Annotated in this window: 21 protein-coding genes; 14 read left to right on the plus strand and 7 right to left on the minus strand. The window is 60.3% G+C overall.

The window, feature by feature from the left end:
- Positions 1 to 65: 65 nt before the first annotated feature.
- The 3 genes from lpxK to AACX78_RS15440 form a co-directional block, all read right to left on the minus strand.
- Positions 66 to 1061, minus strand: coding sequence for a tetraacyldisaccharide 4'-kinase (lpxK, locus tag AACX78_RS15430; RefSeq protein WP_159166731.1), 996 nt, complete (start codon positions 1059 to 1061; stop codon positions 66 to 68).
- The gene (gene msbA, locus AACX78_RS15435) at positions 1061 to 2830 is read right to left on the minus strand and encodes a lipid A ABC transporter ATP-binding protein/permease MsbA (protein WP_111587599.1); all 1770 of its coding nucleotides are present in this window, start codon (positions 2828 to 2830) and stop codon (positions 1061 to 1063) included. The genes lpxK and msbA overlap by 1 nt, the downstream gene beginning before the upstream one ends.
- Positions 2831 to 3246: 416 nt before the next feature.
- The gene (locus tag AACX78_RS15440) at positions 3247 to 5448 is read right to left on the minus strand and encodes a DNA internalization-related competence protein ComEC/Rec2 (protein ID WP_201302870.1); all 2202 of its coding nucleotides are present in this window, start codon (positions 5446 to 5448) and stop codon (positions 3247 to 3249) included.
- Positions 5449 to 5475: 27 nt separating this feature from the next.
- Between AACX78_RS15440 and AACX78_RS15445 the strand changes: the two genes are divergently transcribed.
- From AACX78_RS15445 to AACX78_RS15455, 3 genes are all read left to right on the plus strand, one after another.
- A complete protein-coding gene (locus AACX78_RS15445) occupies positions 5476 to 5988 on the plus strand; it encodes a DUF2062 domain-containing protein (protein ID WP_021139626.1) in 513 nt (170 codons plus the stop codon).
- The gene (locus AACX78_RS15450) at positions 5985 to 6470 is read left to right on the plus strand and encodes a DUF2062 domain-containing protein (RefSeq protein ID WP_159166733.1); all 486 of its coding nucleotides are present in this window, start codon (positions 5985 to 5987) and stop codon (positions 6468 to 6470) included. Before AACX78_RS15445 ends, AACX78_RS15450 begins: the two co-directional genes overlap by 4 nt.
- A gap of 160 nt (positions 6471 to 6630) precedes the next feature.
- The gene (locus tag AACX78_RS15455; RefSeq protein WP_159166734.1) at positions 6631 to 8142 is read left to right on the plus strand and encodes a helicase HerA-like domain-containing protein; all 1512 of its coding nucleotides are present in this window, start codon (positions 6631 to 6633) and stop codon (positions 8140 to 8142) included.
- Between the two features lie 88 nt (positions 8143 to 8230).
- Here the strand turns inward: AACX78_RS15455 and AACX78_RS15460 are convergent, their stop codons facing one another.
- The 3 genes from AACX78_RS15460 to AACX78_RS15470 all read right to left on the minus strand — a co-directional run bounded on the left by AACX78_RS15460 (position 8231) and on the right by AACX78_RS15470 (position 11828).
- Entirely contained in the window at positions 8231 to 9421 is a 1191-nt protein-coding gene (locus tag AACX78_RS15460) for an amino acid aminotransferase (RefSeq protein ID WP_159166735.1), read from the minus strand.
- Between the two features lie 173 nt (positions 9422 to 9594).
- The gene (locus AACX78_RS15465) at positions 9595 to 10536 is read right to left on the minus strand and encodes a hypothetical protein (RefSeq protein ID WP_201302871.1); all 942 of its coding nucleotides are present in this window, start codon (positions 10534 to 10536) and stop codon (positions 9595 to 9597) included.
- A gap of 218 nt (positions 10537 to 10754) precedes the next feature.
- On the minus strand, positions 10755 to 11828 hold the full coding sequence (locus tag AACX78_RS15470) for a porin (protein ID WP_159166736.1): 1074 nt from the start codon (positions 11826 to 11828) through the stop codon (positions 10755 to 10757).
- 381 nt (positions 11829 to 12209) lie between these two features.
- Between AACX78_RS15470 and dinG the strand changes: the two genes are divergently transcribed.
- The 3 genes from dinG to AACX78_RS15485 all read left to right on the plus strand — a co-directional run bounded on the left by dinG (position 12210) and on the right by AACX78_RS15485 (position 16110).
- A complete protein-coding gene (gene dinG / locus AACX78_RS15475) occupies positions 12210 to 14282 on the plus strand; it encodes an ATP-dependent DNA helicase DinG (protein ID WP_159166737.1) in 2073 nt (690 codons plus the stop codon).
- A gap of 174 nt (positions 14283 to 14456) precedes the next feature.
- The gene (locus tag AACX78_RS15480) at positions 14457 to 15116 is read left to right on the plus strand and encodes a YccT family protein (protein WP_096118242.1); all 660 of its coding nucleotides are present in this window, start codon (positions 14457 to 14459) and stop codon (positions 15114 to 15116) included.
- Positions 15117 to 15180: 64 nt separating this feature from the next.
- Entirely contained in the window at positions 15181 to 16110 is a 930-nt protein-coding gene (locus AACX78_RS15485) for a histone deacetylase family protein (RefSeq protein WP_159166738.1), read from the plus strand.
- Positions 16111 to 16231: 121 nt separating this feature from the next.
- Here the strand turns inward: AACX78_RS15485 and ylqF are convergent, their stop codons facing one another.
- Positions 16232 to 17182, minus strand: coding sequence for a ribosome biogenesis GTPase YlqF (gene ylqF, locus AACX78_RS15490; RefSeq protein WP_058394178.1), 951 nt, complete (start codon positions 17180 to 17182; stop codon positions 16232 to 16234).
- A gap of 334 nt (positions 17183 to 17516) precedes the next feature.
- Here ylqF and AACX78_RS15495 point away from each other — a divergent pair, with 334 nt between their 5' ends.
- The 8 genes from AACX78_RS15495 (at position 17517) to AACX78_RS15530 (ending at position 26198) form a co-directional block, all read left to right on the plus strand.
- Complete coding sequence (locus AACX78_RS15495; protein ID WP_159166739.1) at positions 17517 to 18908, plus strand: alkaline phosphatase; 1392 nt, start codon at positions 17517 to 17519, stop codon at positions 18906 to 18908.
- 11 nt (positions 18909 to 18919) lie between these two features.
- A complete protein-coding gene (locus AACX78_RS15500) occupies positions 18920 to 20311 on the plus strand; it encodes an alkaline phosphatase (RefSeq protein ID WP_159166740.1) in 1392 nt (463 codons plus the stop codon).
- Positions 20312 to 20369: 58 nt separating this feature from the next.
- A complete protein-coding gene (locus tag AACX78_RS15505) occupies positions 20370 to 21056 on the plus strand; it encodes a hypothetical protein (protein WP_058394315.1) in 687 nt (228 codons plus the stop codon).
- An 80-nt stretch (positions 21057 to 21136) separates the two neighbouring features.
- Positions 21137 to 21871, plus strand: coding sequence for a substrate-binding periplasmic protein (locus AACX78_RS15510; protein WP_201302872.1), 735 nt, complete (start codon positions 21137 to 21139; stop codon positions 21869 to 21871).
- Positions 21872 to 22102: 231 nt separating this feature from the next.
- Positions 22103 to 22498 carry a nucleoside diphosphate kinase regulator gene (gene rnk / locus AACX78_RS15515; protein ID WP_005320129.1) on the plus strand — a complete coding sequence of 132 codons (396 nt, stop codon included), beginning with the start codon at positions 22103 to 22105 and terminating at the stop codon, positions 22496 to 22498.
- 230 nt (positions 22499 to 22728) lie between these two features.
- On the plus strand, positions 22729 to 23319 hold the full coding sequence (gene uhpA / locus AACX78_RS15520) for a transcriptional regulator UhpA (protein ID WP_021139640.1): 591 nt from the start codon (positions 22729 to 22731) through the stop codon (positions 23317 to 23319).
- Positions 23316 to 24836, plus strand: coding sequence for a signal transduction histidine-protein kinase/phosphatase UhpB (uhpB, locus tag AACX78_RS15525; RefSeq protein ID WP_159166741.1), 1521 nt, complete (start codon positions 23316 to 23318; stop codon positions 24834 to 24836). The genes uhpA and uhpB overlap by 4 nt, the downstream gene beginning before the upstream one ends.
- Before the next feature lie 27 nt (positions 24837 to 24863).
- Complete coding sequence (locus AACX78_RS15530) at positions 24864 to 26198, plus strand: MFS transporter (protein WP_111587586.1); 1335 nt, start codon at positions 24864 to 24866, stop codon at positions 26196 to 26198.
- Positions 26199 to 26203 lie beyond the last annotated feature (5 nt).

A 26203-nucleotide genomic window follows, 5' to 3' on the forward strand; every position in this document is an offset into this window, starting at 1 on the left:
GGGCCGAAATACCCCCCTTCAACCATGTCGAGTGGGCGATACAACCAGGCCCCTATGATGTCGCGTCACAATCCGGAACCTGAACGCGGCACTGTCAGCGATGGCAGTTTTTGCAGCAAGGTATCGAGCAAGGAGGCCGGCAACTCGGCACTGACCGGCAGATACCACCAGCTATCCAGCGCAAACGTCCGGCACTTGACCGCGTCTTTTTCTGTCATCAGCAGCAGACGCTGCCCGAAACGGGCGACCAGCTCATCGCGGTCAAACGCATGATGGTCCCCATAACCAACCTGCTGGTGCAACTCATACCCAAGCTCGGCCAAGGTAGCAAAAAAGCGGGGGGGATGACCTATCCCGGCCAGGGCATCCACCGCACGGGGCAAGGGCTCGGTGGCCTGGGCATCATCCCGCACCCGGCGCGGCACATCGGCCACCAGGCGCATGGCATACTCTCCTTTGGCAGGCTCACCGCCATTGCAGATGATGGCATCGACCCGCTTCAACCGGGTAACAGGCTCGCGCAGCGGCCCCATGGGCAGCAGGCAGGCATTGCCAAAGCGGCGTACCCCATCCACCACCACCAGCTCGATGTCGCGGGCCAGCCCATAGTGCTGCAGGCCGTCGTCGGTGATGATGATATCCACCTCACCGCTTTGTTCCAGCAGCCGCACCGCATCGGCTCGCTTGGGGGCGACCACCACGGGGCAACCACAGCGCCGGGCGATCAGCACTGGCTCATCCCCCGCCTGCGCGGTCGTGCTGGCGGCATCGAGCCGATAGGGGTAATGGGGCGCCTTGCCACCATAACCACGGCTCACCACTCCTGGCCTGAATCCGCGAGCTTGCAACTGCTCCACCAGCCAGATCACCACAGGGGTCTTGCCGTTGCCGCCCACCGAGATATTGCCCACCACCACCACAGGGACAGTGGCACGATAGGCTTTGAACCAACCACGCCGATAGGCGAAGCGGCGCGCGCCGCTAAGAATGGCAAACAACAGGGCAAAAGGGGCCAGCAACCAGCGCCAGCCGCTCTTGCCGTACCAGAGTTGCTGCAGCATTAGCCCTTGTTACCCACGGAAGTGTTGCCGAACTGGATGGCGCGCAGCTGGGCATAGGTACCCTGGTTGGCCATCAGGGCCTCATGATTGCCGCGCTCGACGATATGACCCTCGTCGATCACCAGGATCTCGTCCGCCTTCTCTATGGTGGAGAGACGGTGGGCGATCACCAGGGAGGTGCGCGCCTTGCACAGCTCGTCGATGGCAGCCTGGATGTGACGCTCGGACTCGGTATCGAGTGCCGAGGTCGCTTCATCCAGCAGCAAGACGGGGGCATCGCGCAGCAGAGCGCGGGCGATGGCAATACGCTGACGCTGACCACCGGACAGCGAAGCCCCGTTCTCGCCGACCACGGTATCGTAACCCTGGGTCATCTTGCTGACGAACTCGTCGGCATGGGCGATGCGTGCCGCCTGCTGGATCTCTTCCCGGCTGTAACGCTCTTCCGCCGCATAGGCGATGTTGCTGGCGACAGTGTCGTTGAACAGGTGCACATGCTGGGAAACCAGGGCGTACTGCTTGCGCAGCTCGCTCAGGCGGTACTCGCGAATGTTGACACCATCCAGCAGGATCTCGCCCTGCTCCACGTCGTAAAAACGGGTCAGCAGGCTGGCGATGGTGCTCTTGCCGGAGCCGGAGCGTCCCACCAGGGCCACGGACTTGCCCGCTTCCACCTTGAAGCTGACGTTGTGCAGCGCAGGGGTGTCCTTGGTCGGGTAGGTAAAGGTGACATTGCGAAACTCGATCTCGCCACGGGCACGATCCAGGGTTCGGGTACCTGTGTCCTCTTCAGGGGTGGAGTCGAGCAGACCAAACAGGCTCTGACAGGCGGTGATGCCGCGCTGGAACTGGTTGTTCACGTCGGTCAGGCTTTTGAGCGGCTTGAGCAGCATCATCATGGAGGTGACCATGACGGTGAAAGTACCGGCTGTCAGGGTCGCCTTGACCGAGTCTATGGTGGCCACGTAGAGGAAGACGGCCAGCGCAACGGAGGCCACCATCTGGACGATGGGGCTGCCGATGGCATCGGCAGCCACCATCTTCATGGTCTGCTGACGCATATGGTTGCTGACGCGGAAGAAACGTTTCTCTTCCACCTGCTGACCGCCAAACATCAGCACCTCTTTATGACCCTTGAGCATCTGCTCGGTCGAGGTAGTGATGTCGCCCACCGCCTGCTGTATGTGGCGGCTGATCTTGCGAAAACGCCGGCTGATGAGACCAATGAGGATCCCGACGACCGGGCCTACCACCAGGAAGATCACCGACAACTGCCAGGAGTGCCAGAACATCAGACCGAGCAGACCGATCACGGTCGCCCCTTCCCGCACCAGCGAGACCAGGGTGGAGCTGGCAGCAGAGGAGACCTGACCCGCATCATAGGTCACCTTGGCCAGCAGGTTGCCGGTGTTCTGTCGGTCGAAGAAACTCATGGGCATGGCCATCAGGTGACTGAACACCTGCTGTTGCAGCCGCATCACCACATGGTTGCCGACCCAGGCCATGCAATAGTTGGAGAGGAAGGTGGCACAGCCACGCAGTGCAACGATGCCAAGCACGAAGAAAGGCATCCACTTCAGCACACTGCTGTCATTGCCATTGAGGCCCTGATCGATCAGCGGCTTGATGGAGTAGACGAAGGTGGTATCCACGGCGGCATAGCCCAGCATCCCTATGATGCCGCCGACCAGACCCAACTTGCGATCCCGGACATAACCGAGCAGACGCTTGAAGACAGGCCAGCTGTCTTGTGAGGTTTCTTGTTGCATGAATAGCCGTTAATAAGGGAAATGACGGGGTATTCTAGCCAAAGCTTGGGCATCCACCAAGCACCGCCATCTCGATACCCGCAACCCAAGGGGGAAATGACGGATTAATGCTCAAGCCAAAACTTGAACATCCACCAGGCACCGCCATCTCGATACCCGCAACCCAAGGGGGAAATGACGGATTAATGCCCAAGCCAAAACTTGAACATCCACCAGGCGCCGCCATCTCGATACCCGCAACCCAAGGGGGAAATGACGGATTAATGCCCAGGCCAATGCTTGGGCATCCACCAGGCGCCACCATCTCGATACCCGCAACCCAAGGGGGAAATGACGGATTAATGCCCAAGCCAAAACTTGAACATCCACCAAGCGCCGCCATCTCGATACCCGTAACCCAAGGGGGAAATGACGGATTAATGCCCAGGCCAATGCTTGGGCATCCACCAGCTGCCACCTCGTCGATACCAGGGCCCCAAGTCGCGCTCGGCGCGGATATTGAGCCCGCCAGACGCGGGTTCAATCAGGATGGCGCCATCCTGTCCGGTCACCCATTGGCGAGCCTGTCCATACCTGGCAACCACTTCGGGGCGAGGAAAACCCCACTGATTGAGATACCCTGCGCTGTGTACCACATAGCCCGCCCCCACAGCCTCGACAAAGGGCACAGTGGATGAGGTGCGACTGCCGTGATGAGGACTCACCAACAGGGTGCTGGCCAGCCCTTCTCCCTCCAGCAACACCAGGCGCTGCTCTGCACGTTGCTCTATATCCCCACTGAGCAGCACGCTGTGTTGGCCATCGCTGATGCGCACCACACAACTGTCGTTATTGCGGCCATGCCCAGGACGTTCTGGCCACAGCACCGCAAACGTCAACCCTTGCCAGCGCCACTGCTGGCCACGCTCGCATAGCAACACTGCCGGCTCGAATGCAAACGAGGATAACTCCCCCCGCACCGGCAATGCCTTCAGCAGCAGTTGGCGATTACCGGCATGATCCCTGTCTTTATGGCTGATAATGAGCCGGTCCAGCTGCTTGATCCCAAGATGACCCAACACAGGCAAGATCACCGCTTGCGCCATGTTGTAGCCGCCGGGATAACTGTCGCCGGTATCATAGAGGATGGCCCGCTCACCTCGGCTGATCAGCACCGCCAACCCCTGCCCCACATCCAGCACACGCAACTGCCACCCTTCGGAAACAGGCCAACAAGCCAATAACAGAGCGACACCACCTGGCAACCAGATCCAGCACGCCTGATACCAGCGCCAACCGAGCCAGAGCAATAACAGCAGGGCGCACAGCGGTACCCACCAGCCGGGAAGTGGCCACCAGAGCTGGAATCTGGCAGCCAACCAGCCGAGCAGGCCCGTCACCCAACCGAGACCCAGATCTGCCACCCAGAAGAGCCCATGGCCCACAGCGGGTGAAAGCAGCGAACAGAGAACACCGAGCAAGGCCAGCGGAATAATGACAATACAGAACAGCGGCAACGCCAGCAGGTTGATCATCATGGCCAGTGGCGCTACGCCCTCGAACAGTGCCAGTTGCAGGGGTAACAGACCGAGTAACAACCATAACTGGAGCTGCCACAACCGCGGCTTGGCATTGAGATAGCCCACCAGCAGCAAGATGGCGACCGCCAGAAACGAGAGCCAGAATCCGGCCGAATAGAGAGCAAAAGGATCCCACAGGCAAAGCACCACAAACGCCCACAACCAGACCCGATAGGCGGGCCAATCCCGCTTGCTCCAGCGCAACAGACTCCACACCAGCACCATGATGAGGGCACGCTCTGTGGCCACTGCAAACCCTGCGAGCCAGCTGTAAATGGCGGCAAACAGCAGGGCGACCACAATGGCCCCCCTCAGCCCGAACAGCCGCCCAAGCCACCAGCCGAGAACGGCGACCAATGCGATATGCTGACCGGAGATGGCGATGATATGGGTCAGACCGCCGCCACGAAAAAGATCCCACTGCTCATCGCTGATACCGCTGCGCTCGCCAAAGGTGAGGGCCGCGAGCAAGGGAGCCTGGGCCAATCCCTGCCAACTGGCGGTGGCCTTTGCCAGCCAGCGATCACGCAATCCCGGGGAAGCAACCTCTATCTCGATGACGCGGCGCAGGTTGCCGGTGGCGGTGATCCCCTTGCCAAGCAGCAGACGTCGCCCATCCATCCCCGCCTCGTTGGCAAGACCATGGGCCGGTTTCAACGACGTCACCAGGGTCACTGAGCTGCCCGCCGGCATGGCTGGCAACTGTTGATAGGCGTTGACCCGGATCAGGGGCTCAGGCGTCACCTCTCGCTCATCGAGGGAGGTCACCCGCAGCAGCAGCCGGACAAATTTATCACCCTGAGGCTCTGCACTTTGCAGCCGTGCGGTTATGATGTGGCTCCCCTGCGCTCCCAGTTGATCCAACCAGGCGAGTCGATATGACAGATTGGCCTGCATCCAGAGGATGCCGAGCAGGAGAAACAACAGCCGCCAGGCACGATAATATGCAAGGGGAACCAGCAGGCAGAGCATGACGCCCCCCCATGCGATGGAAGGCAACCATGGCCAGAGTAACGAGGAGCTTGCCCCCAGGGCAAACGACAACAAGCGCAGATCCATGGTGCAAGTATTTAGCAAGGTTTCAATATGCCCAAACGAATCATCAAACGCTGGATGCCGGATCAGAAGACGCTCAAAGAAAACAAGCGCTTGCAGCTGTTTGGTAACCTGTTGCTCGACAACAACCTCTGGCACCTCAATCGCCGTTCCGCCGCTGGCGCCTTCGGGGTCGGCCTCTTTATGGCCTGGATCCCCGTGCCCTGCCAGATGCTGCTGGCGGCTGGCGGCGCCATCGCCTGCCGGGTCAATCTGCCGCTGGCTGTCGCCCTGGTCTGGCTGACCAATCCCATTACCATGCCTCCCCTGTTTTATGCCGCCTATCGGGTTGGCTGCCTGCTGCTCGGCCACCCCGCCCAGCATGTCGACATCGAGTTTACCTGGCACTGGCTGAGCTCTGTGTTTGAAACCGTGGCACCGCCCCTGCTGCTGGGGTCACTGGCGCTGGCGATGCTGAGTTCTGTGCTCGGCTATGTCACGATCCGCCTGATGTGGCGTTTGAGCATCATTCGTCAATGGCGCCGCCGCAAGGCCCGTGCATGAAGCTGCCCCGTCTCAAACTCGACCCCGATACCCTGCGCCAGCAGAAGTGGTTCGCGCTGTTTGGCGATCGCCTGCTGGCACCTGCCTTGTGGCAAGGTGGCTGTCGCGCCCTGAGCGGCGCCGTGGCGGCCGGTATCTTCGCCTGCTGGATCCCGGTCCCCATGCACTCGCTGATCGCCGTCGCTCTGGCGCTGGCGTTCAGTCTGAATCTGCCACTGGCCCTGCTGGCGGTCTGGTTCAACAACCCGGTGACGCTCCCCTTCATGTATCTCTATGCCTACCGCACCGGTTGTCTGGTGCTGCACAAGACGCCGGAGCCATTCCATCTCACCTGGTCCCTGCACTGGCTTGAGCACGAAGCGGCAACCCTGGTGCCCCCTTTCCTGCTCGGCAGCCTCTTGCTGGCGGTGCTGACGGCTATTCTGGGGGCTGTGCTGACGCTACTGTTGTTGCAACTGGGCAAGCTGATCCGTCCCCGCTGACCCGGCAACCCCTTGTCAAGACAGAGCTTGTCCTGACAAGGGGGCTATCCCCTTGCTTCCCCTTATCCCTTGCCTGCCCCCGCTTGCCATCATTTGGCTCTGCCGCCACACTCCTTGTAGCTAGCTGCCCCACACCACCTGCCAGGACAAGGAGTCCACCATGGCCACACCACTGACACTGGCCTATGCCAATGGCCAACCACTCTCCCTGCTACCGGCCATGGCCAATCGCCATGGTCTCATCACAGGTGCCACCGGCACGGGTAAAACAGTCACACTGCAGGTACTGGCGGAGGGATTCTCCCGCCAGGGAGTCCCGGTCTTTCTGGCCGATGTGAAGGGGGATCTCAGCGGCCTGGGCGCCGCCGGTGCCAGGTCGAGCAAGCTGGATGCCCGACTTGCCCAGCTCGGCATCCCAGCCCCCGCCTTTGCCGCCAGCCCGACCCTCTTCTGGGATCTGTTCGCCGAACAGGGGCACCCGGTGCGCGCCACCGTCTCCGACATGGGTCCCTTGCTGCTGGCCCGTTTGCTCGGCCTCAACGACACCCAGAGCGGGGTGCTGGAGCTGGTATTCAAGGTGGCGGACGACGAGGGTTTGCTGCTGCTCGATCTGAAAGACCTGCGCGCCATGGTGCAATTTACCGGTGAGAACGCCAAATCCCTGACCACTCGCTACGGCAATGTGTCGACCGCCTCCATCGGCGCCATCTTGCGCAACCTGCTCACCCTGGAGAGCGCGGGTGGCGATCACTTCTTCGGCGAGCCCATGCTGGACATTCAGGACTTGCTGCAAACCGATGAGGTCGGCCACGGCCATATCAATGTGCTGGCGGCCAGCAAACTGACCCAGTCCAGCCGCCTCTATGCCTGCTTCCTGCTCTGGCTGCTGTCCGAGCTGTTCGAGCAATTGCCCGAAGTGGGCGATCCGGACAAACCCGTGCTGGTGTTCTTCTTCGACGAAGCCCATCTGCTGTTCAACGATGCTCCCAAGGCGCTGCTGGAAAAAATAGAACTGGTGGTGCGCCTTATCCGTTCGAAAGGAGTGGGCGTCTATTTCGTGACCCAGAGCCCGGTCGATATTCCCGACAGCGTGCTGGGGCAATTGGGTAATCGGGTGCAGCATGCGCTGCGCGCCTTTACTCCGAGTGACCAGAAAGCGGTGCGGATCGCCGCCAACACGCTACGTGCCAATCCGGCCTTCGACGCGGCTGACGTCATCACAGAACTGGGGGTGGGCGAAGCCCTGGTCTCCCTGCTTGATGAGAAGGGTCGCCCGAGTGTGGTGGAACGCGCCTTTATCGCCCCGCCCGCCAGCCGCATCGGGCCACTGAGCGAGGCAGAGCGACTTGCCCTGATCCGGGGATCACTGCTCTATGGCAGATACGAGACTCGCGAGGATCGCGAGTCAGCCTTCGAGCGGCTCAATGACGGCAAGAGGGAAAATGCAGGCTCGCTGACTGACCCCACAGAGACGCCGCCAGCGACTGGAGGTCTGCTCGATACCCTCAACGGCATTCTGTTTGGCCGCACAGGCCCGCGCGGAGGCCAGCATGACGGTGTGGTGCAGACCGCAGCCAGGAGCGTGGCACGCACCATAGGCAACGAAGTGGGGCGCCAGCTGGTACGCGGGGTGCTCGGCTCTCTGCTGGGGGGGAACAAGCGACGTCGCTGAGGTGCAAATAGCAGGAACGAAAAAGCCCGCCAGAGATCCTGGCGGGCTTTTTACTGAGCGAATACATCACCGAACAATGAGGGCTCGCTTACAGCACCTTGGCGATGGCCTCGCACAGAGGATCTATGTTGGCATGGGTGATCCCGGCCACGCTGATCCGGCCTGAACCGACGATGTAGATGGCAAACTCGCTCTTGAGCTGTTCAACCTGATCCTTGGAGAGACCGGAGAAGGAGAACATGCCGTTCTGCTCGCGGATAAAGCTGAAGTCCTGGCTCACGCCGAGGGCCGCCAGCTTCTCTACCAGCAGCTCGCGCATCTCGCGAATGCGCACCCGCATGGCCGCCACCTCTTCTACCCACTCTGCGTAGAGGGCCGGATCGCTCACCACGGCAGTGACGACAGCGGCACCGTGTGACGGCGGGTTGGAGTAGTTGGCACGGATAACGGTCTTGACCTGGGTAAAGGCCACATCGGCAATCTCTTTGCTCGCGCTGACCAGAGTGAAGGCGCCGACCCGCTCGTTGTAGAGGCCGAAGTTTTTGGAGAAAGAGCTCGCCACCAGCAACTCGTCATGGCACTCGGCGAAGATGCGCAGACCTTCGGCATCTTCTTCAATACCACGGGCAAAGCCCTGATAGGCGAAGTCAAACAGCGGCAACCAGCCAGCGGCGGCGCTCTGCTTGGCCAAGGCGCGCCACTGATCGCTGGTGGGGTCGATACCGGTCGGGTTGTGGCAGCAGCCGTGCAGCAGCACCAGTTCACCTGGCTGAACCTCGGCCAGCGAGGCCTGCATGGCGGCAAAGTCGAGCCCCTTGGTGGCGGCATCATAGTACTTGTACCACTTGACGGAGAGGCCCGCGGCCTGGAACACGCTCACATGGTTGGCCCAGGTGGGATCGGAGATCCAGATGGTCTTGGCCAGACCGTTGCGCACCACGAACTCGGCGGCGATGCGCAGGGCACCGGTACCGCCCGGCGCCTGGGCTGTCTTGGCGCGACCGCTGGCAACCAATGCGGAACTCTGCCCGAACAGCAGTTGCTGCACTATGCGGCCATATTCGATATTGCCTTCAATACCGAGGTAGTTCTTGGTCTTCTCGTCGGTCAACAGCTTTTGTTCTGCTTTCTTGACACAGTGAAGGATTGGGGTAGCTCCGGTCTCATCCTTGTAGATCCCGACCCCCAGATTGATCTTGTGGCTGCGAGAGTCAGCGCGGAAGGCTTCGGTCAGGCCCAGGATCGGATCCGCTGGGGCGGCAACAACCTTTTCAAACATGGTATTCCCTGTATTCCGTTGAGTTCGTTGGTGGCAAAGCGTGTTGGCAAACCGTCTGTCGCACGCAAAAACGTGGCAGACAAAAGCGCCCGTTTGACGAGCGCTTCGTCAACTCTTTATATCACTGCGCTCAATGGGGGAAAACCGCTTTCTCAACGGCATCTGCGGCAATATCAACCGATGGCATGCCATGCTGGCGCCAGGGCGCACACCTCGGCAGACAAGCCACCATTGGACTCAACCAAACCGCTACAAACTGCTAACAAAGGTCTGGGGATACGGCTCGGTTCCCAGGGGCGAGAATCGGTCAGCGGCTGGGCATAGGCCGCCATGATGGGAAGCAAACCGGTTGGCAACCACCAGCTGGCAGGACGACCGAGCCGCTGGGCCAGTGCCAATACCCGATCCACTCCGGCAGGATCGAGGGAGGTGAGGTGGCTCCACTGTACCTTGGGCGGCAACGCCGCCACCATCTGCTGCAAGGCGAGCTGGGCAGTGGCGGGTGCCCAGACCAGCAGGGTTCCTGAACAAAGGCTTAGCTCAGCAAAGGCACCGACACTGTCGGTGGTGATCACCCGCTCAATCTCCCCCTCCCCCCACAATATCTTGCCAAGGCCAGCCAGTGTGCGCTCCGGCACAGCCACTTCCCCCAGCGCCTGCAACCAGGGCGCTGCATCGAGCAGGGTGCCGCCGCTGAAAAACAGGCTGAAAGGCGCAGGCGCCCGCAGCCGCAGCAGCTGATCGGCACAGAGCCGAATTCCCTTGTCCTCGAAATCGATCTGCTCGACCGGACTGAAGGTAGCCTCAGGTTTACGATAGAGTGCCGCCAGTACCCGATCGTTGACTCGCTCCCCCAGTTGCCAGCCATGGGCCTGCAGCCACTCTTCAGGCTCAGGGGGCGCGGTGGCAATCTCGGCCAGCATCAGCTCGCGAGTCAGGTAACGCCGTCCGGCCGAGGTCAGCTCATAACTGTGATTGCCAAGGGCAAGCAGCAACTGGTTGTCCTTGAGCAAACCCACCAACGGCAGGTACTGACGAGCCCGGATCACCACAGGAGAGTGGTCCAGTAACTGGCGAGCCAGTTGTCGCCATTGCGGGTGACTGAAGTCAATCAAGCGTTGCCCTTCCCTGTTTGTCGAGCATCCTTCAACGAGTGGAATAATCTAGCGATTCACTGGCAGAGAGCCAAGGGCAAAAAAGAGACAACGTGAACTGGCGCAGGCGAAAAGGAGGAAGAATAAACAAAGTAGGTAGAAAACAAGTCCGAATCGGATAAAGCAAAACGGCCAAGCAAGCTTGGCCGTTTATCAACTCAATCTACGCCAAGGCTAGATTAGAAGTTGTATTGCAGGGCGACAGTCCACTCGTCGTCCACATTATCAATATTTTGGATCTTGTATTCGGTATAGGCTTTCAGCTTGGAAGTAAAGTTGTACTGAACACCCAGCAGGGTTTCATCAACTTGATCTTGGTAGCTGGTGTTGTTCTCTTTGGCTTCGGTAAAGTTGTAGCCAGCCAGGAAGGTCCAGGCATCAACGTTGTAGGTAGCGGCCAGCTCATAGCCACGACCTTTGCCTTTGTAACCGGTGTTGTCGTTTTCAACTTCACCTTGGGTGTACATACCGGCGAAGTAGAAGCCGTTGATGGCGTAATGTGCGCCCAGGGCCCACTCGGACTTGTCACCAGTCTGGGTGTTGGTGTTGCTTTCCAGGTCGGAATAAGCATAACCAGCGTTCAGACCCAGACCGAAGTCGAAGTCATAACCGGCGGCAGCGGCATAACCGTAGTTACGCTTGACGTCGGTAAATACGGTTTCTTTAACAGAACCGCCAACGTCAGCCACTTTGACAGCCTTGTCATCGTTGGTTTGATAGGACAGCTTGCCCTTGAAACCACCGTAGGTGTTGGAGTAGATCACCTGGCCTTCTTGACGACCGTCGTAGAAGTTACCTACGTCACCCCATTCGTTGAAGATATCGGTCGGTTCCAGCACGTCGTAGAAAGCGGTGTCGGTCTGACCGAAGATGATCTTGCCGTATTGGGAACCATCGAAACCAACATAGACGTGACGAGCCTGGAATTTACCACCAGAATCTTCAACGGTACCGATCTTGTTGCCATTCGCATCGACTACGTCGCGAACTTGGTTGTCACTATTTTCAGCAGCTACTTGCCACTCGGTCTTGGCAATACCGGACCAGGTGTTGTTCAGCGCAACTTTGCCAGACCAACCCAGACGGGAAGCACCAACGATCTCGCCATCGGTGTCATCGTGCTCACCGTAGTAGTTAGCCTGAACGCGGCCGTATACGTCAAAGGTGGTACCGTCTTTGTCATAGATCACTGCGGCGTTAGCGGCGGATGCAAACAGAGCCGGGATAGCAATAGCCAGAATTGTCTTTTTCATAGTTTCCAATGCCTACTGTAATTAAACACTAAGTTGTTGTTATTCCCTGTGTTAGCGATGTTCTTTGCATCACTATGCAGCCGAGACTAGCACCGGATTTTTTGAACCGCAATGAAAAAACTTGGAACTTTTTACCAAACACATGGTCTTAGCGAAAAAAGTGTGATCTGAATCTCATATTATTTGCATACCAAGGGAAAACGTTTACAGCGATAATCGCTGGCGTTATCAGGCCACTTTGGTGATTTATCGCACAATAGCGACGGCGCGCCTTATAAATAGAAGAAGAGGTCAAATTTGTGCGCTGAGCCATGCCTCGACCCGGGTTGGCAGTTACAGGTATCCTGTCTCCCTTCACTCCCCGAAACGGTCTTTTCTTTCATGCTCTCTACCCGCCTCAAAGCCGCCATTCGCAATACCTATCGTCAAATTGCCGATGGTTTACCCGGTTTTGTACCGCGCAAGGAGCAGAATTTTCTGGTAGCGGAGATCGCCAAGACCCTGACCGGGGAATATGACAAGCAGCGCCGTATTTTGGTGGCCGAAGCGGGCACTGGTATCGGTAAATCCCTCTCCTATGCCCAGGGCGCCATTCCGGTGGCACGGCTGACCCAGAAGAAGCTGGTGATCTCCACCGCCACTGTCGCCCTGCAAGAGCAGTTGATCCACAAGGACCTGCCCTTTTATCACCGCCACAGCGAACTGCCATTTCGCTTCATGCTGGTCAAGGGCCGTCAGCGTTACTGCTGCGAGCATCTGCTGGAGCAAGCTGCCAGCGGCACGGAAATGGCCAACTTCGAATTCAACTTCGACGCACTCAGCAAACACAAGCCATCCGACTCTGACAAGGAGCGCTATCAGGCGCTGTGGCAAGCCTATACAGACGGAAAATGGGACGGCGATCGGGACAACTGGCCAACGACCATTCCCGATCTTTGCTGGAATCGCATCGCTGCCGACCGCCATACCTGCAACAAGGCGCTGAGCCATCATCAGCACTGCCCCTTCCATCGCGCCCGCAACGACATGGATGCCGCCGATGTGCTGGTGGTGAACCATGCCCTGCTGCTCTCGGATCTCACCATGGGTGGCGGCATCATTTTGCCGCCACCCGATGAGTGCCTCTATGTACTGGATGAAGCCCACCACCTGCCCACCATAGCCCGGGATCACGGCGCCGCTTCGGCAAGCGTCAAGGGTTCCCGCCGCTGGCTGGAAAAGTTGACGCAAAGCGCAGGCAAACTGGCCAGGACGCTGAACAAGGACAGCCTGCTCGATCCCCAGTTGAAGCTGCAGGATGCACTGGCCTCGCTGCAACCGGATCTCAAGGCCCTGGATCAGTGGCTGGGTGCCAACGACAAGCTGTTCAATGGCGAGGCACATTATCGATTCGCCGAAGGCGTGTTGCCCGATCCCCTGCCCATGCTGGCGGAAAATCTGAAAGAGGCGAGCAAGAAGGCGCTGCGGGCACTGGACAGGATGCAGGGTGCCATTGGCGAAGCCTTGAAAGATGGCGAGATCCGGCGCAAGGAGGCCGAGCCCCTGCTGGCGGAGAGCGGCTTCTACCTGCAACGGCTGGAGAGTTTCTGCGCCCTGTGGGAGATGCTGGGGCGCCATGTGCCCGAGGGCAAGACACCGCTCGCTCGCTGGATGGCCAAGAGCGATGATGGCGACATCTGGTTGCACGCCTCCCCCATAGAGGTGGGTTATCTGCTGGAGGAGTGGCTCTGGTCCAAGTGCCTCGGTGCCGTGCTGGTGTCAGCCACCCTCACAGCCCTCTCCTCTTTCAGCTATTTTCGCCATCAGGTGGGACTGAAAGAGCATGACGGCACCCGTTATCTGCGCCTGCGCTCCCCGTTTGACTACCAAAAAGCCGAGCTCTATCTGCCCAGGATGGAACATGAGCCCAGCTCCCCCGCCTTTACCGAGGAGCTCATCAGCGTGCTACCCCGCATACTGGCAGGCAAGGAGGCAAGCCTGGTGCTCTTTTCCTCCTATCGGCAGATGAACGAAGTAGTGGCAGGGCTGAGGGCCAAGGGACTCTCCTTGCTGGTACAGGGTGAGGCATCCCGCAATGCCCTGCTCACTCTGCACAAACAAAAATGCGATGGCGGTCAGCCCAGCATTCTATTTGGCACCGGCAGCTTCTCGGAAGGGCTGGACTTGCCCGGCCACTACCTCACCAACCTGGTGATCACCAAACTGCCGTTTGCAGTGCCCAACTCGCCAGTGGAAGAGGCCACCGCCGAGTGGGTAGAGAAACGGGGTGGCAACCCCTTCCTGCAACTGACGGTGCCGGAAGCCTCTCGCAAGCTGATCCAGGCCTGCGGCCGCCTCATTCGCAAAGAGGCGGATCGGGGCCGGGTCACCATCCTCGACAGGCGTCTGCTGACCAAGCGCTATGGCAAGGGACTACTCGATGCATTGCCCCCCTTCAGCCGCCGGATTGAATAGGGCCAGCTCTGAACTGGCCAGCATGGCCCACTGGCATGACCACTGTTTAATAGAAAAGTCAGCAGCCGGGTAAATATGAGGCACCATAAACGCCTATTGCCGCCCTTGGGCAAACCTGTAAAAATGAGCCCCTGTTTTTCAGTGGGCAATCGCCTGACTGTTCAAGGAGATGAAATGAAACTGACTGTTCTGGTACCGGCTCTGGCTGGTCTTTTGTGGGCAGGTAGTGCCCTGGCCGATGCCCAATTGGAAGTCACCAATCCTTATGTTGCCCAGTTGATCGATGGCCAACCCATCAATCCCAAGCTGCTCGACAAGAGCAACACCTACCCCATCAAGGCGGGTGATCATCAACTGGTCGTCGCCTTCGAAGGCAACTACTCAAGCCGTAGCGACATCAAACTGGTGACCGCCGAGCCGCTGGTGATCAACTTCACCGCAGCCGACAACCAGAAACTGGTACTGGACTTCAAGAAGCCGCGCAACGAAAGCGAAGCCAAGCAGTTTGTGAAGGATCAAAAAGTCGTTCTGAAAGACAAGAACAGCGGCCAAATCGTTGCCAGCGAGCAGTTCGTGATGCCAAAGGTCGAAGGCTTCCAGCTGACCCGTGACTATCAGCAAGAGCTGCTGGGCATGGGCAAGGCCTTCAACCAGCCGACCACAGTCGCCGTCTCCACCGCCGCCGTCATGGCCGCCGCCAGCGCGCCGGTACAGGTTGCCCCGAGCAAGGCTCAGAGCAATCCAGAAGCCCTGACCCAGCTGCAGAGCTGGTACAACAAGGCCGACGCGGAAACCCGCAAAGCCTTCCAGATCTGGGTTATCCAACAGCAGTAATGCCGTATCGTGCAAAAAGGGGAGCCTGGCTCCCCTTTTTCATACCCTATCCGGTCTGACACCCATGTCACTGTGCATTTTCCATCACCCTTATTACTCCTCTCTGGCGCTGCCCGAACGCCATCGCTTTCCCCTGGCAAAATACCAGGCCCTGTTTCAGACGCTCAGCACCCGGGGCTATCCACTCCAGGAGACACAAGCCGCAACCCGAGCGCAGATCGACCGGGTTCACGACAGTAACTATGTGAGTGCCGCACTTGCAGGCCAGCTTGACGATAACGCCATCCGCCAGCTCGGTTTTCCCTGGTCGCCACGGCTCATCGAGCGCACCCTGCTCTCGGTCGGGGCTACCCTGGCCGCCAGCCGCCACGCTCTCGAACAGGGCTGCGGACTGCAGATATCCGGCGGCTATCACCACGCCCACCGGGCTCACGGCAGCGGTTTTTGTCTGTTCAACGATCTGGTGATTGCTGCGCAAACCTGCCTGGACGAGGGGCGCTGCGATCAGGTGCTGATCGTGGACCTCGATGTCCATCAGGGGGATGGCAGCGCCGCCCTTTGTGCCGGGCGGCGTGACATCATCACGCTGTCGCTGCACGGGGAGCACAACTTTCCCCGCCACAAGCCGGCCTCCCATCTGGACTTTGCCCTGCCAAGCGGCATGCAGGACGATGCCTATCTCGACACTCTGGCGCAGGCACTCACTCTGGCGCTGCGCCTGTACAAACCCGACCTCGTCCTCTATCAGGCCGGGGTCGATGTGCACCATGCCGACGAGCTCGGCTATCTGGCCTTGAGTGATGAAGGCATTCGCCAGCGGGATGCCATGGTATTTGACTGTGCAATCAAGCATGGGTTGCCTGTCGCCGCTGTGCCCGGTGGTGGTTACCGTCGGGAATGGCAACAGCTGATCCCGCTGCACATGGCGCTGTTTGAGGAGGCGCGAAAGCGCTTTGGCCAAACCAGCATGCCTGCCCTGTACCAGAAGCCATAAAAAGAAGAGGCGACCCCTTGGGTCGCCTCTTCTTTTTATCTTGTCTCTTTACCTCGACCACACAGGCGTCAAACGGTCCGCTCACGCTTCGCGAACCTGCCTTGGCGGGATAACGTTGAACCTACTTTTGACGCTTCCTGGCGTACTTGCGACGGGCGCGCGCCTGACGCTCATCTTCCCGCTCGGCCTTCTCCTTGGCCTTTTGCGCCGCGTCCTCTTCGGCCGCGACTATCTCGACACTCACCATCTCGGGAGTTTCCAGCGAGATGCGGCCCAGCAGGCCGGAGCGGAACTCGTTCACCAGGATTTCTGACGCCTTGTGCAGGTCGGCCAGGCCGCCTTTGCGCATGAAGGCGCGCTGGCGAGCGATCATCTCCAGCAGCTCGATCTCGGTTTCCGGCAGTTCGCTAATCTGGTAGCGCGCCTTGATGCGCTCTGGGTACGCCTTGATAAAGTAATCGGCGGCGAACATGGCGATGTCGGCATAGTCAAATACCGTGTCCTTGATGGCCGCGGTGACCGCCAGACGATAACCGCAGGAGGGCGGGTTGAGCTTGGGCCAGAGGAAACCGGGGGTATCTGTCAGGACGACGTTGTTGTCCAGCTTGATCCGCTGCTGGGACTTGGTCACCCCTGCCTCGTTGCCCGTCCGGGCTATGATGCGACCCGCCAGGGTATTGATCAGGGTGGATTTGCCCACGTTGGGGATCCCCATGATCATGGCCCGCACGCCGCGCAGCTCCAGGTTGCGCTCCGGCAGCATCTCGTGGCACAGGGTCAGCAGCTGCTTGATCTTCTCGGGCTCCTGCTGGGTCAGCGGCAGGGCCTTGATCCCTTTCTCCTTTTCCATGTGGGCCACCCACAGCGCCGTGATCTCGGGGTCGGCGAGATCCGCCTTGTTCAGCACCTTGATCACAGGGGTATCGCCACGCAGCTCGGGCACCAGCGGGTTTTCGCTGGAGAAGGGGATGCGGGCATCGAGCATCTCTATGATGACATCGACCTGTGGCATGACCTCGGCAATCTCTTTGCGGGCCTTGTGCATGTGGCCGGGGAACCAGTTGATGGACATATCCGTTACTCTCTAAATAGGGGCTGCGGGCGCTGGCTTGCTATGGAACGAGCGGCGGGCGATGGCAGACGTCAGGCGTCGCAAGGGGGCGCATTTTACCTGCTGGCGCACCGATTTGACAGGTCATTCTAGCCATCAGGCCATAAAACCACCAAGCCGCCATGAAGGGAGAAGAGTGGCGGCCCGGCACCAATCTTCCTCAGCAATTGACACATAACATACTGATATAATGTAACATTTACTTCATCTTTTCATACAACCGTCACCGATAATCAGTAAAAGTGTCATCTCCTGCCTCTAGGCTGCGCTCAGGTTTTACAAGGAGCGAACCCCAATGAGAAAAATGGCAGGACTTGCATTGATGATCGGCGCCGCCCTGGCTGCCGGCTGCAACTCCAACAACGACAGCACCACACCCGACCCCAGCGCCAGGAATGTCATCTTCTTTCTCGGTGACGGCATGGGCCTCAATACCCTGACCGCGGCCCGCATCTACGGTGTCGGCGAAGAGGGCAGTCTCACCATCGATACCCTGCCAGAGACGGCCTTTATCAAGACCTTCTCCCACGATGCCCAGGTCACAGATTCCGCTCCTTCCATGGCGGCCTACATGACAGGGGTCAAGAGCAACAACGGCGTCATCAGCATGGATGGCGATGCCACCTATGAAAACGACTGCAGCAAGAGTGCCGGCAAGCCGGTCACCACACTGCTGGAGCTGGCCAAGGCCGACGGCCGCGGTACCGGTGTCGTCACCAGCACCCGGGTCACCCACGCCACACCGGCTGCCACCTATGCCCATATCTGCAACCGGGATCTGGAAAATGACATCGCCGTCCAGCTGGTACCGGGCGGCGCCGGTTACAACGGCGCCCTGAAAGAGGGGCTGGATGTGGTGCTCGGCGGTGGCAGCGGCTTCTTCCTGCCAAAAGCCGACAAGGGCAAGCGGGAGGATGGCCGCAATCTCATCAGCGAGATGCAGGCCAAGGGCTACCAGTTTGCCAGCAACCTGAGCGAGTTGAACAAGGCCGAGGCTGGCAAGCCGCTGCTGGGACTGTTCGGTTCGAGCCACATGAAATATGAACTGGACCGCCCGGCCGATGAGCCTTCACTGGCCCAGATGACGCTGGCCGCCATCAAGCAGCTCAAGAACAAGGAGAAGGGTTACTTCCTGATGGTGGAAGGGGGCCGCATCGATCACGCCCTGCACGACACCAACGCCAAGCGTGCCTTGCAAGATACCCTCGCCTTCGACAACGCTATCAAGGCCGCCATCGATGAGGTGAAAAAAACCGACCCCGAGCTGAAGAACACCCTGATAGTGGTCACCGCCGACCATGATCATACGCTCGTGCTCAACGGTTATGCCAAACGCACCGGCAAGACCACCACAGGCAACCCGGGTGTACTCGGGCTGGTGAAGAACTACCAAACCGGTGAACCCAACAAGGATGCCGATGGCATGCCTTACACCATCATCGGCTTTGGCAACGGCTATAACCGGGTGGATGGCCCGCGCAGCAGCGTGGCACCGCTGGACGATGCCACCGTCTCCGCCAACGACTATCACCAGGAGGTCGTGGTCAAGGTCGGTGACATTGGCAACGAAACCCACGGCGGTACCGACGTCTTCCTCGGCGCCATCGGCCAGGGAGCGGACAGCTTCCACGGCTCTCTCGACAACACAGCCGTTTTTGGCAAGGTCAAGGCTGCAGCCAAGCTGTAAGGAGCACTTTCATGAGCAAACAGATGAATACATCCATCAAGCACACCCTGGTCTGCGCCGCCCTGTTCAGTGCGCTGGGCACAACCACCCAGGCCCAGGCCGGTGACGCCAAAAACGTCATTCTCTTTATCGGTGATGGCATGGGCCCCACAGTGCTCACCGCCACCCGCCTGTTCAAAGTCGGGGAAGAGGGCAACCTGGAGATGATGAAGCTGCCACGCAGCGCCCGCATCAAGACCTTCTCCAACGATGCCCAGACCACGGATTCGGCCCCCTCCATGGCGGCCTATACCACGGGGGTCAAGATGAACAACGAGGTAATCGCCATGAGCAGCGACACCCTGGCCGTGGCGCCCGGCAAGGATGCCAACGGCAACAAGGGCATCAACAATTGCACCGCCGACAACGGCAAGCCGGCGCCCACCATACTGGAGCTGGCCAAGGCGGCCGGCAAGTCGGTTGGCGCCGTCACCACCACAGAGCTGACCCATGCCACCCCGGCGGCCACCTATTCCCACATCTGCCACAGAGATGCGGCCTATGCCATCGCCGAACAGGCGGTGCCGGGCGGCGCCGGCTTCAACACCGCCCTCGGGGATGGGGTCGATGTGCTGATGGGGGGCGGTGCCAATCACTGGACCCCTTACAGCGCCAGCAATAAAGGTGGCCGCGCCGATGGTCGGGATCTCACCGCCGAGCTGGCCGCTCAGGGATACAACTATGTCACCACCCAGAGCGAGCTGGCCAAGGTCAGCAGCGGCAAGGTGCTGGGTCTGTTCAGCACCAAATCCCACCTCGATTACGAGCTGGACCGCGTCGCCAAGGGGGATGCCAATACCCAGCCGTCCCTGGCCGAAATGACCGCCAAGGCGATCGATCTCTTGAGCCAGAACAGTCAGGGTTACTTCCTGATGGTGGAAGGGGGCCGTATCGATCACGCCCTGCATGGCACCAACGCCAAGCGTGCCCTCACCGATACGGTGGCACTGGATGAAGCGGTCAAGACGGCGCTGGGCAAGGTGGATCTGAAAGATACGCTGGTCGTAGTGACTGCCGACCATGACCACACCATGACCATCAACGGCTACTCCGCCAAGGGCAACCCTGTGCTGGATCTGGTCAAGAGCGGTGATGGCTCGACCCAGAACGACGTGGATGGCAAACCCTTCACGACCCTGGTGTTTGGCAACGGCCCCAACCGCCCCGATGTGCGCCCGACCCTCACCAGCGACGAGGTGATGGGTAACGACTACCTGCAGGAGACAGGCGTCAAGCTGGGCTCCGAGACCCACGGTGGCGGTGACGTCATGCTGTTCGCCGATGGCGCCGGCAGCAACCGCTTCAAGGGCACCCTGGACAATACCAAGGTGTTCGGCAAACTGCGGGAGGCGCTCGGCCTGTAAGCAGCGGGGGCCCGGCTTCACCCTGAGCCCGGGCCCCGGCTCTTTCGAGCGACAGATGATGATGCGATGCTTGCTTCCTTTATTGCTGCTCGGCAGCACCTTCTCTTTTCATGTCCATGCCGATGACACGCCCCCGGATCTCGCCGCCCGGATCAGCTATCAGGACAGGGTCACCAGCAGCGATGGCATAGCCCGGGAGAACCATTGGCAGGAAAAATGGATACGGGTCGACAACCAGGTATGGAGCCAGCGATTGATCCCCCTGCCCCTGGCCCGTGCCTATCACGCCACCCACGATGCTACCCCTGGCCACAAACACTTCACCCACCAAATGGCGGCCCGCTGGGTAACCCGCGACACGCGCGGTGAGCTGCAACTGCGCTACGCCGACGCCTGGCACAACCAGTTGGTAGAGGTGCCGGTGGAAGAGTATGGTCAGGTGGCCTTCAAACCGGATTGGGAGCGGATCCGCTACCTCATCAACCCGGCCCTGTTGCAAGAGATGACCCCGCTCGATGAGGCGGCTCCCGAGCAGGCACGCTGGTATGAAAAACGCGAGGGCAAACAGCGCACCCGCATCCTCTGGTCCAGCCGATGGCAGATACCCTTGGTGGTGGAATCCGCCAGCCTGGACGGTTATCGCAGCTACCGGATGGAGGTCACTCTCAAATCCTTGCCAAAGCAGTTGCCCTGGCTGCAACTGGACGGTTATCAGACTCTGGATCTGCGGGACTTCTTCGACTGACGCACTCCCCTGCATGGGGTGAGCTGACTTGCGGTAACGGGATGTTACACTCTGTGTACTCATCCCGGATCCGGCCTCTTATGCGCATTCCCGTTTTGCTCCTGCTGCTCTGCACCACCCTCTTCGCTGGCGCTCAGGCCCACGCCGTCGTGGTCCTTGCAGCCGAGATCCCCCCTTATGTCATTCGCTCCAACCAGGGAGCTCCGAGCGGCATGGCCATAGAGGTACTGGAAGAAGCAGCCCGTCGCCTCAAGGAGCCCTTGACCATAGAGCTGATGCCGCTGGCCCGCGCTCTCAGCCAGACTCACTATCGCCAGGATGTGCTGCTGCTGCCACCGGCCAGAACCCCCCAGCGTGAACCCCTGCTTCTCTGGGTTGCCCCCCTGCTGGACGAAGCCTTCGTGCTGGTGGGCCATCGCCAATTCCACCCGGCGCCACTCACTGTCAAAACATTGCCAGGCCTGACCATAGGGGTGATGCGTGGCTCCCTCGGTCAGAACCTGATCCAGCCGCTTGGTCGGGTGAAGCAGGACCCGGTCACCGACGAGGTCAGCAATGCCAACAAGCTGGCCCGAAACCGCATTCAGGGCTGGGCCGTTGCCTGGAATTCGGCCCGTTACAACCAGCAGCAGGCGGGCTTGCCACTGACGGATCTGGTGCGTGGCGATACCCTGCAAAAGAGCACCCTCTATCTTGCCGCCAGCCCCCGTTTTCCCCCTGCCGACGCGCTGCGTTGGCGCACAACCATGCTGGCCATGCACGACGATGGCAGCCTGGCCCGCATCCTCAAGCAGTACGATTATCAGGCCCCCTGACAACCCTATCAGGATAATTGCCAAAGCAGTCCAGAATGGTTATGGTATCCCCATGAAAGCGTTCAAGATTTTTCCAAGCCAGCTCACACCCCGTTGAGCCCCCGCCCTCGCCCCTGACAGCGAGTCGTTCGGGGGCATCGCCTTCCCGATCTGTTTTTTCGTATCCAATACTCTTTTGCGACCAGCTTGCCTGCCATCCTGGTCATATAACCCATTGATAAGGAATATCTTATGCAAAAACCTAATCTTGTGATTTCCAGCCTGGACCTGGATCGTATCGAACAGTTGCTCGGCAACCACCCCCAACACCTGGCACTGCAAGAGGAGCTGGATCGCGCCGAGATGCGCGAACCGGCCGACATGCCGCCGGACGTGGTCACCATGAACAGCACTGTGCGCTTCAAGATGCAAAACAGCGAAAACGAATTTTGCCTGACCCTGGTCTATCCAAAGGATGTACAGGGGGATGAGTCCAGGATCTCCGTGCTGGCACCGGTCGGCAGCGCCCTGCTGGGGCTGAAGGTGGGCGACAGCATCGCCTGGCCGGGCCCCGCCGGTCGCACCATCCAGGTCGAGATCCTGGAAGTGGTCTACCAACCGGAGCGGGCGGGCGAGCTGCACCGCTAGCCGCCACTGGCAGGCGCCGACCCGACCGCCTTCGGCGGCGGCGCTTGCTCTTGTCTGCTCCCGGTCACCCCTAGACTCTGAGCTATCCCCTCCCCTGATCCTGATCAAGCTTTAGGGTGGGATCCGCCCCTATCTTGACCACAATTTGTGCTTCCCCTTGAGCCCGGGCAAAGCGGCAGGTATCTTGTTGGCCGCGCCAGCACCCTGGCCGCAGATTTCAGGCTGACATCATGATAAAGATTGCCCTCATCGACGATCACCAGATCGTCCGCTCCGGCTTTGCCCAACTGCTCAATCTCGAGCCAGACCTCAAGGTTGTGGCCGAATTCGGCTGCGCCGCCGACGCCCTGGCCGGTTTGCCGGGCAGCGGCGTGCAGCTGTGCGTGTGCGACATCTCAATGCCGGATCAATCCGGGCTGGACCTGCTCAAGCGACTGCCTTCCGGCCTTGCCGTGGTGATGCTGTCGGTGCACGACAGCCCGGCGCTGATCGAGCAGGCGTTGCAGGCAGGCGCCAAGGGCTTTCTCTCCAAGCGCTGCAGCCCGGACGAGCTGATCGCCGCTGTGCGCACCGCCGCCCACGGTGGCTGCTACCTGACCCCGGACATAGCCCACAAACTGGCCTGCAACAGTCAGGATCCCCTCACCAACCGGGAGCGGGAAGTGGCGCAGCTGCTGGCGCGGGGGCTGGAAGTGAAGGCCATCGCCGAGCAGCTGGGACTCTCCCCCAAAACGGTGCACGTGCACCGCGCCAACCTGATGGACAAACTAAAAGTCAGCAACAACGTGGAGCTGGCCCACCGCATGCTGGACAGCTGGTGATCTCCCGGTTTGCCAGCTATGTCGCCATCTCGCTGGCGGCCTGCTTCATCTTTGCCGCCGGCTGGTTTTGCCTGTGGAGCATCAGCCTGCATCTGGCGGGTTCCCCCATACTGGCGGTACTGCTGTTCCCGTTTGGTCTGCGCCTGGGCCTCCTGCTGCAAAGTCCGATCGCCTACTGGCCGCCGCTGCTGCTCAGTGAATCCCTGCTGCTCTACTGGCTCGACAGCGAAGTCGGCCTGCCATCCTGGCCACTTGTTCAGGCGGGCAGCCTGCTCACCCTGCTGCCACTGCTCATCGCCCGCCGCCAGCAGGTGCGCAATGACTGGCAACAACTGCTGGTATTGCTCGCCACCGTGACGGTGGCGGCGCTGCTGCAATCCCTGCTCTGGCATCTGGCCGGGGAAGATGGCCTCACCGCCCTGCTGCTCACCCTGACCGGCGGCCTGACCCTCACCTCCACCTGCATGCTGATCTGGCACTACCTCACCCGCGCTACCTGGGTGCCGCTGGGACCCGCTCTGGTGGATCAACCGGTGGACTGGCGTTTTCGCCATCTGGTCTGGTATCTGCTGCTGTTTGTATTGAGCCTCTGGTTGCAGCTCGGCCTGCCGGACTCGCTGGTGCGCTTCACCCCGTTTTGTCTGGCCATCCCCATCATGGCCATGGCCTGGCGCTACGGCTGGCAGGGGGCCCTGCTCGCCACCCTGATGAACACGGTCGCCCTGATGGCAGGGCAGGCCTGGCACGAACACCCGCTGGATCTGCTGCTCTCCCTGCTGGCCCAGAGCCTCACCGGCCTGCTGCTGGGGGCCGGCATTCAGCGCCAACGTGAGCTCAATCAGGCGCTGACCCGCCAGCTCGCCCACAACCGCCAGCTCACAGAGCGGTTGCTGGAAACCGAGGAGAGCATCCGCAAGGAAGTGGCCCGCGAGCTGCACGATGACATAGGCCAGACCATCACGGCCATTCGCACCCAGGCTGGCATAGTACGGCGTCTCGCGCCGGACAATGCCGGGGTCGGCCAGAGCAGCGCCCTCATCGAAACGCTCTCCCTGGGTATTTATGATGCGGTGCGCGGCCTGCTCGGCCGTCTGCGCCCCCGCCAGCTAGACGACATGAGTCTGGAGCAGGCGGTGCGCGGCCTGCTGAGAGAACTGGAGCTGGAACGCCACGGCATCGTCACCCGGCTCGAGTGGCAGCTGACGGACGAAGGGCTCTCCGACGCCAAGCGGGTCACCCTGTTCCGGGTCTGTCAGGAGGGGCTCAACAATGTGGTAAAGCATGCCAACGCCAGCTCGGTCACCATTCGCGCCCATCGCCAGGCCGAGCGTTTGCTGCTGTTGCTGGAAGACGACGGCTGCGGCTTGCCGGAGCACAGATCTCCCCAGGGTTATGGCCTGCTCGGTATTCGCGAGCGGGTACAGGCACTGGGTGGCAGCCTGCAGCTCTCCTGCATCCACGGCACCCAGCTGACCGTACACCTGCCCAATCGCAAACGGGAAGATCCCCGTGACTGACGCGCCATCCCGGGAGAAGACCGTCTTATGTTGAGCTTTATGAGGAGCGCACCGCCACAGCCGCTCATCCGTGATCAGGCCGAGATCGATGCCAGCTACCGTCACTGGCGACTGCATATTCTGCTGACCATGTACCTGGGCTACGCTGTCTTCTATTTCACCCGCAAGAGCTTCAACTTCGCCATGCCGGACATGCTGGCGGACGGCATGCTGGACAAGTCCGACATCGGCATCTTGTGGACTCTGTTCTACATCACCTACGGCTGCTCCAAGTTCTTCTCCGGCATCATCAGCGACCGGGCCAACCCCCGCTACTTCATGGGGCTGGGGCTGATGGCCACCGGTGTCATCAACATACTGTTCGGCCTGTCGTCATCCCTGTGGCTGTTTGCGGCACTCTGGGTCGCCAACGCCTTCTTTCAGGGCTGGGGCTGGCCCCCCTGCTCCAAGCTGCTTACCAGCTGGTATTCCCGCAGCGAGCGGGGCGTCTGGTGGTCGGCCTGGAACACGGCCCACAACGTGGGTGGGGCGCTCATTCCCCTCATCGTCAGCACCATAGCTCTGCAGCACGGCTGGCGCTACGGCATGATAGTGCCTGGCGTCATCGCCATTCTGGCCGGGCTGTTCTTGTGCTGGCGACTGCGAGATACCCCGAGCGCCATGGGGCTGCCCACGGTCGGGGAGTGGCGCCAGGATGCCATGGAGCTGGCCCAGCAGACTCAGGATGCCGGCCTCTCCCATCGCCAGATCTTGCGCAAATACGTGCTTGGCAATCCCTACATCTGGCTGCTTGCCTGCTGCTACGTGCTGGTCTATGTGGTGCGCACCGCCATCAACGACTGGGGCAATCTCTACATGACGGAGCAGCGCGGCTTCAATCTGATGAGCGCCAACTCGGCTATCTCGATGTTCGAGGTGGGGGGCTTTATCGGTGCCCTGGTGGCGGGCTGGGGATCGGACAAGCTGTTCAACGGCAATCGCGGGCCGATGAACCTCATCTTCGCGGTGGGGATACTGCTGGCGGTGGGGTCGCTGTGGCTGATGCCCTTCTTCAGCTATGTGATGCAGGCAGCCTGTTTCTTTACCATAGGTTTCTTCGTGTTCGGCCCCCAGATGCTGATCGGCATGGCGGCGGCCGAGTGCTCCCATAAAAACTCGGCGGGGGCCGCCACCGGCTTCGTCGGCCTGTTTGCCTACATGGGGGCGGCGCTGTCGGGTTATCCGCTGGCCAAGGTGATGGAGATCTGGCACTGGAACGGCTTCTTCGTGGTGATCTCGGTTGCGGCAGGGGTCTCGGCCCTGTTGCTGCTCCCCTTCCTCAAGGCCCAGGCACCACGCCCTCTCGCCGCAGAAGCAGTATGAGCCAG

The organism is Aeromonas sp. 9A (genome assembly GCF_963900955.1).
Classification (GTDB): domain Bacteria; phylum Pseudomonadota; class Gammaproteobacteria; order Enterobacterales; family Aeromonadaceae; genus Aeromonas; species Aeromonas salmonicida.